The sequence below is a fragment of the Microbulbifer echini genome (assembly GCF_041447225.1).
Taxonomy (GTDB): domain Bacteria; phylum Pseudomonadota; class Gammaproteobacteria; order Pseudomonadales; family Cellvibrionaceae; genus Microbulbifer; species Microbulbifer echini.
Genome location: NZ_JBGMEL010000018.1, coordinates 42,675 through 55,430, shown reverse-complemented (window position 1 = coordinate 55,430; position 12,756 = coordinate 42,675). Strand labels below are relative to the sequence as shown.

General features: G+C 45.0%; 11 protein-coding genes. 4 read left to right on the top strand and 7 right to left on the bottom strand.

Annotated features, from left to right (window positions below):
- Positions 1-32 precede the first annotated feature (32 nt).
- On the top strand, positions 33-557 hold the full coding sequence (locus ACCI51_RS16200) for an LPS-assembly lipoprotein LptE (protein ID WP_299585665.1): 525 nt from the start codon (positions 33-35) through the stop codon (positions 555-557).
- A 12-nt stretch (positions 558-569) separates the two neighbouring features.
- Complete coding sequence (gene holA / locus ACCI51_RS16195; protein WP_371844495.1) at positions 570-1,574, top strand: DNA polymerase III subunit delta; 1,005 nt, start codon at positions 570-572, stop codon at positions 1,572-1,574.
- A gap of 91 nt (positions 1,575-1,665) precedes the next feature.
- Here holA and ACCI51_RS16190 read toward each other — a convergent pair whose 3' ends face one another.
- The 6 genes from ACCI51_RS16190 to ACCI51_RS16165 all read right to left on the bottom strand — a co-directional run bounded on the left by ACCI51_RS16190 (position 1,666) and on the right by ACCI51_RS16165 (position 6,114).
- The gene (locus tag ACCI51_RS16190) at positions 1,666-2,844 is read right to left on the bottom strand and encodes a hypothetical protein (protein ID WP_299585669.1); all 1,179 of its coding nucleotides are present in this window, start codon (positions 2,842-2,844) and stop codon (positions 1,666-1,668) included.
- 55 nt (positions 2,845-2,899) lie between these two features.
- A complete protein-coding gene (locus ACCI51_RS16185) occupies positions 2,900-3,376 on the bottom strand; it encodes a hypothetical protein (protein ID WP_299585671.1) in 477 nt (158 codons plus the stop codon).
- A gap of 327 nt (positions 3,377-3,703) precedes the next feature.
- Complete coding sequence (locus tag ACCI51_RS16180; RefSeq protein WP_371844494.1) at positions 3,704-4,552, bottom strand: CsgG/HfaB family protein; 849 nt, start codon at positions 4,550-4,552, stop codon at positions 3,704-3,706.
- A gap of 41 nt (positions 4,553-4,593) precedes the next feature.
- Positions 4,594-4,995 carry a curli assembly protein CsgF gene (locus ACCI51_RS16175; RefSeq protein WP_299585675.1) on the bottom strand — a complete coding sequence of 134 codons (402 nt, stop codon included), beginning with the start codon at positions 4,993-4,995 and terminating at the stop codon, positions 4,594-4,596.
- Positions 4,995-5,429, bottom strand: a complete 435-nt coding sequence (locus ACCI51_RS16170) for a CsgE family curli-type amyloid fiber assembly protein (RefSeq protein WP_371844493.1) — start codon at positions 5,427-5,429, stop codon at positions 4,995-4,997. The genes ACCI51_RS16175 and ACCI51_RS16170 overlap by 1 nt, the downstream gene beginning before the upstream one ends.
- Before the next feature lies 1 nt (position 5,430).
- Positions 5,431-6,114 (bottom strand): helix-turn-helix transcriptional regulator, encoded by a 684-nt coding sequence (locus ACCI51_RS16165; protein ID WP_371844492.1) that lies wholly within the window; start codon positions 6,112-6,114, stop codon positions 5,431-5,433.
- A gap of 537 nt (positions 6,115-6,651) precedes the next feature.
- Here ACCI51_RS16165 and ACCI51_RS16160 point away from each other — a divergent pair.
- Positions 6,652-8,469, top strand: a complete 1,818-nt coding sequence (locus tag ACCI51_RS16160) for an acyl-CoA dehydrogenase family protein (RefSeq protein ID WP_299585681.1) — start codon at positions 6,652-6,654, stop codon at positions 8,467-8,469.
- Positions 8,470-8,549: 80 nt separating this feature from the next.
- Here the strand turns inward: ACCI51_RS16160 and ACCI51_RS16155 are convergent, their stop codons facing one another.
- A complete protein-coding gene (locus ACCI51_RS16155; RefSeq protein ID WP_371844491.1) occupies positions 8,550-11,135 on the bottom strand; it encodes a TonB-dependent receptor in 2,586 nt (861 codons plus the stop codon).
- Positions 11,136-11,423: 288 nt separating this feature from the next.
- Between ACCI51_RS16155 and ACCI51_RS16150 the strand changes: the two genes are divergently transcribed.
- Positions 11,424-12,749 carry a DUF5690 family protein gene (locus ACCI51_RS16150; protein WP_299585685.1) on the top strand — a complete coding sequence of 442 codons (1,326 nt, stop codon included), beginning with the start codon at positions 11,424-11,426 and terminating at the stop codon, positions 12,747-12,749.
- Positions 12,750-12,756: the final 7 nt, after the last annotated feature.

Genomic DNA, 12,756 nt, shown 5'->3' with positions numbered 1-12,756 from the left:
CCGTTTGCCGGTACAAACAAATCAGGTAGTTTATGAAAATAACCACAAGCCGAATCCTCGTCCTACTAGCCACCCTTACTCTGGCCAGTTGTGGCTGGCACCTGCGCGGAGCACCGAAAAACTTCCCCCCAGGTAGCACTATATATATTTCCAGTGAAAACCCGCGAAGTGACATCGCAGATGAAATCAGCCGGCTCCTGGAAAACGGCGGAGTCCCCGTTGCCGCGTCTCCCATAGAGGCGGACTATCTGCTGACCATTCATAGGGAAACCGAACGAAAACTCACGGTTGCTGTGGATTCTGAAGGGCGAGCTTCTGAGTACGAATTAATTACTAGCGCTATTTACAGTGTTCGTACAAGTAGTGGCGAGGTTCTGTTAAATAAGGCCCAAGCCGATGTCTACCGTTCTCTAGAGTGGGATGTCTCAGAAATTGTCAGTAAGGGCGAAGAGGAGCGACTCCTGCGCGCAGAAATGCGCCGTGAGCTGATCAGCCGGATGATTGATCGCCTGCGCCGTATCGATGTCAACGCCCCTCTGGAAGATAAAAGCTACTAGGCAGCTTGGCTTATGCGTATCAACCCTCAACAACTCTCTCAACAACTCAGGAAAGAGCTAGTAACGGCTTATATCGTTTCTGGCGATGAGCCCCTTCTCGTACAGGAGTGCTGCGATCAAATACGTGCAGCGGCACGGAAAAATGGCTTTGAAGAGCGAGAGATACTGCACGCTGAGCACAATTTCGATTGGGGGTCACTACTTGCCTCTGCCGGAAATATGTCACTCTTTGCAGAAAAAAAACTCATTGAAGTGCGCGCGCCGAGTGGTAAGCCAGGAGATAAAGGGAGCAAGGCCTTACAGGAGTTTGCCGCCCTTGCCAGCCAGGATTTGATACTACTGCTCATTCTGCCCAAGCTAGACAGATCCCAACTCAACAGCAAGTGGGTCAAAACCCTTGAAGGCCAGGGCGTATTGGTCCAGGTTTGGCCGGTAAGTGCTCAGGAAATGCCACACTGGATCAGCCAAAGACTTAGTGCGGCAGGGTTGTCCGCCGAAAAGGAAGCCGTGCGTATTCTCGCCGAGCGAGTGGAAGGCAATTTACTTGCTGCAAGTCAGGAAATTGAGAAGCTAAAATTATTAAACAGCGGCGAAACGATAACCGTTGAGCAGTTAGAGCATAGTGTTACCAGCTCCGCCCGCTATAGTGTCTTTGACCTCATAGACAGGGCGTTGGCTGGAGAGGCCGAGAAGGCTGTCAAAACTTTGCAGGGCTTGCGTGCCGAAGGAATAGAGCCGCCGGTGGTGCTTTGGGCCCTGGCCCGGGAGGTTCGATCCCTCCTGGAAATAACGGAAAAACTCGAACAGGGACAGCCATTGGCACGCTTGGTGCGCATCCAGAAACGTCAACCACTCGTTCAGTCGGCTTTATCCCGCCTCGGGCCCCCAAAGCTGGAAGCACTCTTACTGAAAGCACGAGCTGTTGATTCAGCCATTAAAGGCAACACCACCCATCAATCGCCTTGGATCGGCCTCCTAGAGCTCACACTGAATTTATGCGGGCAGCGGTGTGTTTAGCGCACAAATAAATGATGTGGTGAATTTTTTATCCAATAAAAAAGAACCCTCCCCGAATGGAGAGGGCTCTCATTAAAGAGGCAAGCGTTTCTTAGTTTTGAGAAACTGAAGCCAAATTATTATTGCCAACTTGATGAACACTGGCCATGTTAAAGTTGCCAGTCTGAGTAACAAAGGTGGCATTCTCGCTACCGGACTGCCCCAGGTGAGCGCCGTGTTCAAAGCCATCTTGAGTCATAACTATCAAATTGAATTCACCCAGATCCTGATGAATTTCAGCCAAGTTCAGCTCGCCAGACTGGTCAATATCTACCGTGTTAGCCATACCTTCGGTATAGCCAAAGGCTGAGTTAGCGCTACCAGACTGATCAATCGTTGCCACGTTCAGATCACCAGACTGAGAAAATTCGGTCCAGTTAAGATCACCATTTTGTACCAGGGTCGCAGCGTTACTGCTGCCATACTGATACATATCGCCGATGTTATTGGTTTCATTCTGAGTGACAGTGACAACGTTAGCGTCACCATACTGGCCGGCAACACTGGAGTTACCAGTACCCGTCTGGGCAACCGTGACAATATTACTGGCACCAACCTGAGACATATCCAAATAGTTGTAGTCGCCAGTTTGTACCAGATTTGATGTATTTTCGACGCCTTCCTGATAGACGAAGCCGGCATTTCCATTACCTACCTGACCACCCAGGAAACCATCGGCGGAAGCATACCAAGTACTGCTCCAGACACTGTTTCCATCACCAGACTGCGTGCTGACAAACTGGTTACCGTCACCGTCCTGGTGTAATGCGGCCATATTATCATTACCCTCTTGAACAGCATCGAGAGTGTTATCGTTAGCCTCTGAGTACTGATCTAGGTGCATGACATTTTCACTACCAATCTGCGTAGCGAAAGCAGCGTTTCTGGTACCATCCCACTGGTGAATGACCCCTTGGTTACCCTCTCCCTGCTGAAAAGTATATGCCTGTGAACCATCCTGATTAAACTGGCTGGTTTCAGAATAGTTACGATTACCTACCTGAGTCTGATCAATGTAGTTAGCATCAGCGGTAGACTGATTAGCGGTAGCACGGTTGTCATTACCTTCCTGCCACTGATAGGCAGCATTATTAGTGGACTCGGACACCTGATAAATATCAGCACCATTATCGTTTCCAACCTGTAGTTGATCGCCATAGTTACTATCGGCCATAACCTGTCCAGCACCAACAAGCATTGCAATCGCGGCAGCAAGTGAAAGCTTTTTCATTTATGTTTCTCCCTCAGACTAAGTAAACAAATACAAACAAAAAGAAAACAGCGCGTTAGTGTTGAACTACTTGCACTGCATGGTTGTCACCGAACTGCGCGACAAATCCAAAGAGCCCATCTCCGTTTTGGATGATATTGGCTGAATTTCCATAACCTACTTGATTAATCAGGGCGATATTATTCACCCCATTTTGAACGGCAGTAGCCTGGTTATAGGCTCCAGATTGGGAGATTGCGGCATAATTATACTCTCCCCCCTGCTGGACTAGGGCCTCGTTAGAATACCCATCCTGAACCAAAAAAACCTGGTTGTACTGTCCTGACTGAGAGACTTCGACGAGATTATAATCGCCCGTCTGTACAACCTCCGCCAGCTGGCCCGTAATGGACTCATTCCTCTTTAGTAAAAGATCTAGCTCTCCTTGCGCTGAAGACAGTTCATCATAATCATCTAGATCGCCTGCCCAGGCTGCGGAAGCACAAAAAACAAACAGGAGAAAAAAACAAACACCCGTTTTAATAGTGCCCACTCAAAACCCCCTCAAAAAAATTAAACAAAGATACCGTTTACCGATGGACACTATAGAAACATATGAGAAAGGATTAAATCAGAAGAAAGGGTATATTTTTCAGAAAGAAATGGGGAATAATTAAGACTTTTGTATGAGGGGGAAATATAGCTTGCTTATCTCGAATAAAAACAGCCCCAAATAAACAAGCAACGTAAATTACATGATATTTCACCACAGCACAACAGAAATACAAGACCACTTATACCACCGAAGAAAACAACACAGGAGGTGATTATACGTCACAAAAAGAACACACCCAGAAAACAAACAAAACTGCATCAATAATCAAAGAATTTTTACAGTAGCATCCGAATATTCGCTCAATACAGAAGCCGGGAATTCATTAACATCCTGCAAAGCCCAGAGATTGTTAGTGACACCATTGGCAATAAGATGTATCACTGCCGACTCAATAGCAGAAAGCACACAAAGTTGTGCCGGATCATTTGTCGTCATCCCGGCCTCAATTTCCAGCAACCGCTTATACTCCACAAAAGTATAAACATCACCCTGAACCTGGCGTGAAAGGATTTTTTTACTGGTGAGCACACTATTTAAAACGCGACCTGAGCGAACATCTACAGCACGTAAATTTACAGTCACCTCATCAACACGATACTGCTCAGAAAGGCCGATACCGAAATATCGAGCTCCGGCTCCACCAGTTTTTATGTTTGTATCATAAGCAATTATGCCTCCCTCCAACATAACATTGGCAGACATCAAGGAGGGCAGTTCAAATGGAAGAGGCGATTCCTGCTCTTTATTGGATGCCCTTATTATTTTTCTTTCGGTAAGTAAATTCTGTAATCCCTCCCTCTCCAAGGTGACAAACCACCCTGACTCGTTCAAGACCTGAACGAGCATAGAGGCTGCCCCTTGTGTAACAGCGGTTGAGAAAGAGCTTGAAGGAGCAGGTCTATACTGTCCAGTTTGATCACTGAAGCCATAAACGGCCACTACAATTTTCCCTCTCGGGGATGGCAAATTCAAAAGGTCGGCGTAGGTACTCATCCTATCTGTCAGAGTCGCCTTCTGCTCCCCTGGACCAAACAAAGCCTCCCCCGCACTCTGAAAAAAACTACAACCACCAAAAAATAAAACTGAAAATATGAATATTATTCTAACCACCATCACCGCCACCTCTAAAAAACACCATCCGCTGGCCAATTAAATCAGTTGCCCGGATTAAGACCAACAACCACAATCTCGGAAAGTTCCCCTGTAACAGCATCTGTAATAGTTATGGTTAATGTACCATCCACATCAAGAATATTGACAATGAAGTCATCCGTTACCAAGGTTCCATCATTTCCATTGCCAACATCTGTAAGCAGCTGGGATAACAATCTGGATTCCAGGGTATCCGTAAACCGATCAAGCGAGGACGAATCAGAGTAAGGAGACTTGCCAGCCTTAGGGTCCTTTTTACCATTTTGGGCACTGGCATTATTTAGCAAATAATTACCATTCAGAGGGTTGCCTCCGAAAGACGGATTTACTGGAGTATAAATAAGCTCTGTAGCAAAAGCGGTGCAAGATAGCGCAAAAATAATTAATAAATTTACATACTTCACTAGATTTCCTCCCCAGCCAAATCTAAATTCTGTGAAAACAATTCCTGTAGCCTTTGCTGTCGTACATTATTGTTTATTTGAGAAGCTGCCTGCTCGACTACTTGCCCAAATCGCCTGCGCCCAGGATAAATAACAGTCCTGAACATCTGTTTATTTTCATAAGTCACCCACACAACACTACCCCAGCGTGCCGAAGGTCTTTCATGAACAGTAAGGTTATAATCGAAATCTGTCAGATTTGAGGAGATGTACAGAGAGAGTGCGCGCGCAAATTCCTGACCTATACCACTCACCGTATTATCAATGATCAACCCTGTAAGAATTGAATCTTCACCATCACCAGAATCCAGGGTCTGAGAAACCGTGAAAGAAGACATGAAACATAGAGAAAGTACAAGGCACCTCCCCCAAAGAGAAAAATATTTTGATTTCATCTTACAAATTCTGACTCGCCCAACTACTTGCTTCCAAGCGATTTTTACAGCCTATCTTTCTATAAATTTTATATAGATGACTTTTCACCGTGTGTTCACTGACGCAGAGTACACTAGCAATATCTGCATTAGTCCGACACTCACAGATAAGTTCTAATATCTGCCGCTCCCTCTGTGTGAGGCTTGCGGTTGTATCCATCCATCTTTTGGGGCGTCTGTGCTGCCGAAGAAAATTATGCAAAACATCTCTAGGAAACCAATATTCCCCACAAAATATCCTGCCTAATCTCTCCATAATCACTTTCGCATCACTCTTCGAGGGCATCAGCCCTAGCACCTTTTCCCAATGCAATACAAAATCAAATTCACTTGTATCGTCTACGTTTAGTAAAATGACACTGGGAGCATCAATTGCAGCATGAATATCCCGTAAAAGTTGATCAAGTTCTAACTTAGAGAGATCTGCGCAATCGAGTAAAAGATAATCAGCAACCAAATACTCAAAAGAAACTGAGGGAAGGCGCTGAACAATAGAGCACTTGGTTTGAAATTCCGTTTCAATATGACCTGCAAAAATCGAAGTTTGCAAGTTGATTGAGGATGTTAAGAAAGCTACAGAAGGCCCCTTAAGAGTACTATCTGCCGCAACAATTTTTAAGCGTGCATAGTCCTTATGCAAATTCATCTGGGTTCCCCCAACATACGATCCTTTTTGATTCTACCTGATGACGGCTTCTTACTTTTTTATTCTTTTCATCCTGCGGTATCATTGCTGAGAACTAAATCTATTCGATCAACCCTCATACTGCAACAGGTAGTGATACAGATACCAAAAATTCAATCTTAAGTGTGCCAGCAATCCTTGCAAATGTTACTTTCTCATACAAAGGTATCGCTTTTAACTTGACCTGGAACAATTGTTAGCATCCTTTCGTATAGATTTCAAAGTAACGCAAAATCACCTAGAACAACAATAAATTCGCACTAGTCCGCAAACTTAATTGATATATATCGAGTAAAACCGTATGTTAACTCAGCTCAAATAACGCACACCGACCGAGTAAACACCACCATCTGTCAATTTAAAAAGATTCGGAAAGCAATTTAGTCGAGTCCTCTCAAATAAAGAAATTAATAGCGCCCGGAAAAGCAATATCGCTTTGATTAAAAACTTATTCACCTATGATTTTCTAGTACAGCGTAAGTCCAATCGAACTTACCCATGAAATATCAACATGCCCAAATAGTAATCAGGCGCTTGCTGATTTATGCTTCCATACTGGTACTCTCTAATCATTTATCACAGCCTCAACTTGAGAATACAGTACAAGATAGGCTTTCTAATAAGCAAAAATTCGCCTTAGCCGCAAAGGTTCAAGTCATGAGTGATCATTTACACCCTTCAACACATACAGCTACTCACATAGTCAGTAACCAAGTCTCTCCTCTCTGTGGACACAACCTATATGCCGGTGACCAAGCCTTAATTGATAATACGCATCTCAATGGTGGGCACTGGGCGGAAAATGACTTACAGCGTTACGGTGAAGTCTGCGGAAGACCAGAAATGATTGAGCGGGGTTATGCTGCGAATGAGTTTAAGCCAATATTTGAAAGTCATGATCGTATCGGTAATCGCATTGACTTAGTACGCTATCACCCCTCGTATCACCAGCTTATGCAGCTCGCACTATCAGAAGGGCTCCACAGCTCTCCCTGGACCACTCCTCGTCCCGGGGCCAATGTAACCCGCGCTGCGAAAAACTATCTTCATTGCCAGCTAGAGGCGGGGCACAGTTGTCCCGTTACGATGACCTTTGCCTCAGTACCCTCAATTAAGTTAAATCAGGGAATTGCTGAAGAGTGGATACCCAAGATTCTTAACCGGGGATATGATGGCAGCAATCGCCCATATTTTGAAAAGTCCTCCCTGACCATTGGTATGGGTATGACCGAAAAGCAGGGCGGCTCAGATGTTCGCTCAAATACAAGCACCGCATTATATACAGGTGGTGAGAGCTATGAATTGCTTGGTCATAAATGGTTTATGTCAGCCCCAATGTGTGATGGCTTCCTCGTATTAGCCCAAGCGCCAGGAGGGCTCTCATGTTTCCTGGTGCCCCGCTGGCGGCCTGATGGAAGCAAAAATGCGCTAGAAATTCAAAGACTTAAGATAAAGGCTGGTAATGTATCCAATGCCTCTTCTGAAGTGGAGATGCGAGGTGCTTTAGGTTGGTTATTGGGTGAAGAGGGGCGCGGCGTAAACGCGATCATCAAGATGGTCGCCCTCACACGCTTTGATTGTATGGTTGGCTCATCAGGTGGGCAGCGCCAAGCAGTGGTGCAGGCTATGTATCACACCTCTCAGAGGAAAGCCTTTGGTCAGAAACTGATTGACCAACCTTTAATGAGGAATGTATTGGGCGACCTACAACTGGAAGTTGAGGGCTCAATCGCTCTAACAATGCGTATGGCACGAGCCATGGATCAAGAGGATCAGGAGCACGAACAGATGCTATTACGTCTGGGTGCTGCCGTAGGTAAATATTGGATCTGTAAACGCAGCCCCCATCATGCCTATGAAGCAATGGAGTGCTTGGGAGGTAATGGGGTTATTGAAAACTTTATCACCGCCCGCCTCTACCGCGATGCACCAATTAATGCTATCTGGGAGGGGTCAGGTAACATTCAGGCTCTAGACGTGCTGCGAGCGATTACTAAGACGCCCAGTGTCGTCAACCATTGGTTGGATGAAATGGCATCGAGTGTCGGCGTAGATTCTCGATTTGATAAAGCAATAAATTTACTGAAAAATGAACTTGCAGACCTGGATCAATTTGAATATCGGGCACGTCATATAATCGACCAAATGGCGATTACGATGCAAACCCATCTCCTTCTTCAGGCTGGCAATGAAGCCGTAAGTAATGCTTTTATTCAATCTAGATTGGAAAGTAAGGGGGCACACAGTACCGGCACTCTTCCTAGAAATATTGATATAGAAACACTACTGAAACGCGGGGATCCACTTTCTTTATAATTAAAAATATTTTACGACACTTCCAGAATTAACAACACGGCTACTGCCGTGTTGTTTCTTTGAGCCACCAAAGCAAGTCGCTAAAAGAAACTATAGCGAAAACCAAATTGTCCACGCACTCCATAATATTCTAACTGCTTGGGCCTATTTTCATTACCAATATAATATGTTAGAGGTTCGTTAGTCAGGTTGAGAGCTTCTACAAAGACAACCAGACTGTCACTCAATGTATAATTTGCACTCATATCCAGACTGGTGTAGGCCCCATAGTATTGATCTCCATTTTTACTGGCTCCATGCTCCTCAATATACTCACCCTTATGATTTTGAGCCAAGCGTATGGAGAAAGCACCGTCGTCATAGTAGATAGAGAAATTATGTAACAAATCTGCTTGGCGGGAAATCGGCACAGATTCATCACGTCCTGGGATATGCATTTCTGACTCCATCAAGGTGATATTTGCCGATACCCCAATATTTGAAAGAAATCCAGGCAGAAAATCCAACCTACGCACCAAGTTAAACTCCAAGCCTCTCAGCCATGCATTGCCCCCATTTTCCGGGCTGTAGATATCAACTCCGGAAACCCCGTTATACTCGCCCTCTTTAACATCTTTAAAAATTGGATCGGTGATATCCTTATAGAAAACTCCAGTAGATAACACTCCGAATTCATTGAAATAGTATTCATACATCATATCCAGATTCCAAGAGTAAGTGGGATCAAGATCTGGATTACCACCTATAAATTCATTATCGTGTTCGGCGTAGTAACCTCCTGGATTCAGGTCACCAAAATCCGGCCTGGCAAATGTTCGGGTAACAGCAAACCGGATGTTACTATCTTCCGTAAGCGCATACTTTAGATGTACCGATGGCAGAATGGATAAATACTCTTTCTGGCCATTAAAAGGCACCAGGTAACCATTGTCAGATTCATCGGTGATAAACACCTGGCTATCCACCTCAGTTTGTGTCTGAGTCAGCCGCAACCCAGCTACAAAAGTCGCTCTCTCTGAAAAATCGTAAGTTCCCATACCATAAGCAGCCAGGTGACTTTCAGTTAGCTCAAAATTGCGTCCAAGAGCACCGCCATTTTCCACCAAAGCAGATTCTTCTGATACTAAAATAAATTTATCTCGATTTTCGTTCCAAAATTTTTCCAACTGCGACATTGAAGCCGATTGTGAGAACTGTGAGGCGTAATTAACATCCAGTTCAGATAAGAAATCACTTCTACCAGGCTGGTCAGACAATGTGAAATCAGCAAGAACCGGAGCAGAGCCGTAGTTCACCTCATCCCAGGCGTAAAATTCATCGGAAAATTCTGACACTCGCTCCTTATCCCGATATTTCATTCCGAACTTTAATTCCAACTCACTGGAAAGCTCCGAAGTAAAGTCAAAAGAAACAACTACTTTATCTTTTTCGTTGACATACACTTTATAAAGTTCAACCCAGGATAAATTGGACTGAGCCGGGTCCATCACAAAATGATCGGGAAGATGAGTCGGTATATTTTCTGCTGGATCATAGCCACCATCAATCTGGTTATAGGCCAGTCCATCCTCAGCCAAGCCAATATAACCCACATTCGCTTGGTCAAAGCGCATTACAAAATAAGAGTGATCTTCTTTATTAGGTGTATTCCCGTAGCGGAACTCATTATCATAACTGGCTAAACTCCAATTCAGCTGGTTATCAGCTCCTATAAAGCTTTCCCCACCAACTTCGAAGCCCTGCATACGAGTAATCAGCGTATTGTGTATGTGTTGAAGCTCCATTCTATCCTTATCAAACCTCAGCCTATGCTTATAATGGATTTCTTCATCCTCAAGTGTTCCATATAAACCACGTGCAAAAAGTTTGCCTCCATCGTCAAACCGGTATTCAGTAGCAATATTTAAGCCAAGGGTATCCCTTGTCCCAGTGTAATCTCGTAATTCCAGGCGATATATTCCCACACCTTTACGGCGGGGCTCATAATTATCTGTTGCCCAGTCCCTGCTCCACCCGGTCACATTAGCAAGAAATCCCCACTTACCTTCCTCGCTTCTATCTCCATATAGAATGCTCATGGATTTAATATCACCATCCGCTTTATCCGCATAGCCACCGGAGAGGGATAAATCCAGAGTGCGCTCTTCAGGCGCAGTGCGGGTGACAAAGTTGACATTACCTCCAATAGAGTCTCCTTCCTGATCGGCAGTGAGCGCCTTGGAAACTTCGATACGCTCAATCAATTCCGATGGGAAGAAATCAAAAGCCGTAGCCCTGCTGGTCGTTTCCTCTTCTGCAGATGGCAATCGGTGGCCATTGAGGCTGGAGGAGCTCCACTGGGATGGGAGACCGCGAACAGCTACAAAACGTCCCTCGCCCTGGTCACGTTCAATAGAAACACCTGAAACTCGTTGAACTGCCTCTGCAGCGTTACGATCGGGCAGCTTGCCAATACCATCTGCTGATACCACACTGACAATACGGTTAGATTCCCTCTGTATCTCCAGTGAATGCAACTCAGTATCAAATATGTGGCCTAGCACCACCACTTCTTCTATGCCGTAATCATCCAGAGCTCCCTGCTCACTACTTTCTTGAGCAAACACGTAACTACCCTGCCCAATTAGCAAAGCGATCGCTGCAGGCAATAATTTGACTCGAATCATTCTCCATCCCCTTATCAAATAAAATATGAAGGGCAAACTGTTACCGAAGTAAATTTAACGAGTTTGACCGCACCACAAACTGGACTAGACCAGAATGCTAGTGTGCAGGCATGACGTTTGTATAACAGAAGCATGAATATTTTCACGCCCCCACAGCACGATATATCTTTAGTGAAATCACTTAGTACAGCAGACAAACATTTCTGAATTTAAGAAAGATACGGTCACAAAAGTTTAATCGATAACCTTTAGAATCTGGACTAGACCAGAATATGATTACTGAACAGTATGGAAAATATCAGCAATAGAAAGGCACCCAATTACAGCAAAGATTTTATCAGCGAGCAGCTTCTACTGCTCTTTTCTGGAATCGCTGCCTTTTCTACTTACTTCTGCATGTATGCTTTTCGAAAGCCCTTTGCAGCCGCTTCCTATTCTGATATTCCAGGCTGGGAGTTTATTCTCGACTTCAAAACCGCGCTGATTATTTCCCAACTACTAGGCTATACATTTTCAAAAGTTATCGGGATTAAGGTCGTCTCAGAGTTGCGTCCATTACAGCGAGGCCGGTTACTTCTAGCCCTGGTCCTTGCCAGTCACTTGGCCCTGGTTGCATTCGCAATAACTCCTGCTCCCTATAATGTGGCCATGCTTTTTTTAAATGGCCTTCCCCTGGGAATGGTCTGGGGGTTGGTGTTCAGTTACCTGGAAGGCCGTCGCCTTACTGAAGCGCTAGGCGCTATTTTATGTGTTAGCCTAATCGTCTCTTCAGGAGCCGTAAAAGCGGTAGCTGCTTATCTTCTGCTGGAATGGAAAATTCCAGAACTCTGGATGCCTGCAGCGGCTGGATTACTATTCTTACCTGGCCTGCTGGTATCTACACTTGCACTCAGTAGAACCCCACAACCTAGCCAAGCCGACATTAGTGCACGCAAAAAAAGAACACCAATGACTGATGAGATGCGCAACCGTTTTCTCAATGAAACGCATTTTGGTCTGCTGGCCTTAATATTGACCTATGTATTTCTAACCGCATTTCGCGACTTCACCGATAATTTTGCTGCTGAACTCTGGCAAGCTCTGGGATATGGTGAAACACCTCATATTTTCCTCACCAGTAGTCTACTTGTTGCACTGGTGGTACTTGGCTCCCTGGCTCTACTTATTTTTGTACGAAATAACTATCGTGCATTGCAGCTAAATCAGTTATTTGTAGCGATTGGGGGAGCTACTTGCATTACAGCAACGCTGGTGTTCGAGACGGGCTCTATAACCGGCGCCACCTGGATGATCGCTATAAATGTTGGACTCTATATCGGTTATGTTCCGTTTAACTGCTTATTATTTGAACGTCTAGTCGCCTGTACCAAAAGTCTTGGCAATGCCGGATTCGTTATTTATCTGGCAGATAGTTCAGGCTATATCGGCAGTATTGGAGTCATGCTGTATAAAACATTCGCACAGCCAAATCTAAACTGGTTACAGTTTACCCAGCAGTTTTCCTACGCCACCGGTTTTGCGTGCATTCTGCTAATGCTGTTCTCACTTATCTCCTTCCGCCGCCTACGCCGTAACCATTGTCCACGGTCAGAGCTAGTTACTTCTCCAGTGTAAAAAGGGT

Coding starts and splice junctions, on each gene's coding strand:
- ACCI51_RS16200 (WP_299585665.1), top strand. CDS start 33: ATGAAAATAACCACAAGCCGAATCCTCGTCCTACTAGCCACCCTTACT.
- holA (WP_371844495.1), top strand. CDS start 570: ATGCGTATCAACCCTCAACAACTCTCTCAACAACTCAGGAAAGAGCTA.
- ACCI51_RS16190 (WP_299585669.1), bottom strand. CDS start 2,844: ATGAAAAAGCTTTCACTTGCTGCCGCGATTGCAATGCTTGTTGGTGCT.
- ACCI51_RS16180 (WP_371844494.1), bottom strand. CDS start 4,552: ATGGTGGTTAGAATAATATTCATATTTTCAGTTTTATTTTTTGGTGGT.
- ACCI51_RS16170 (WP_371844493.1), bottom strand. CDS start 5,429: ATGAAATCAAAATATTTTTCTCTTTGGGGGAGGTGCCTTGTACTTTCT.
- ACCI51_RS16165 (WP_371844492.1), bottom strand. CDS start 6,114: ATGAATTTGCATAAGGACTATGCACGCTTAAAAATTGTTGCGGCAGAT.
- ACCI51_RS16160 (WP_299585681.1), top strand. CDS start 6,652: ATGAAATATCAACATGCCCAAATAGTAATCAGGCGCTTGCTGATTTAT.
- ACCI51_RS16155 (WP_371844491.1), bottom strand. CDS start 11,135: ATGATTCGAGTCAAATTATTGCCTGCAGCGATCGCTTTGCTAATTGGG.
- ACCI51_RS16150 (WP_299585685.1), top strand. CDS start 11,424: ATGGAAAATATCAGCAATAGAAAGGCACCCAATTACAGCAAAGATTTT.